Origin of the sequence: Methanosaeta sp. UBA458 (genome assembly GCF_002496085.1) — an archaeon.
GTDB lineage: Archaea > Halobacteriota > Methanosarcinia > Methanotrichales > Methanotrichaceae > Methanothrix > Methanothrix soehngenii.
This window is the reverse complement of sequence record NZ_DAIK01000019.1, coordinates 1-223: the sequence shown is the minus strand read 5'-3', so window position 1 is coordinate 223 and position 223 is coordinate 1. Positions and strand designations below refer to the sequence as shown.

1 protein-coding gene is annotated in these 223 nt (G+C 48.9%); it reads right to left on the bottom strand.

Features of this window, described 5'->3' with window-relative positions; all coding sequences use genetic code 11:
- Nucleotides 1–8: 8 nt before the first annotated feature.
- A partial coding sequence (locus BP822_RS01145) for a hypothetical protein (RefSeq protein WP_286877546.1) occupies nucleotides 9–223 on the bottom strand: 215 nt, incomplete at its 5' end.

The following is a 223-nucleotide window of genomic DNA, read 5'->3' as shown; positions in this document are numbered from 1 at the left end:
GCCTTGCATTAGAAGTCGAAATAAGCCGGCCCTATTGAGTAGTACATCTCTGCCGGAATGCCATTTATCAGCCCATTCTTGTCAGGCTCGGGAAGTCCTGCAAATGCGGAGCTCTGGTTCCAACTGGCATCTATCTCGTGAACAGGGGTCATAATCCTGTTCACAGAGTATGGAGAATCCTGTTTCGAGCCGTTTTGGGGTTTATCATTCGTCTCATTGCCAG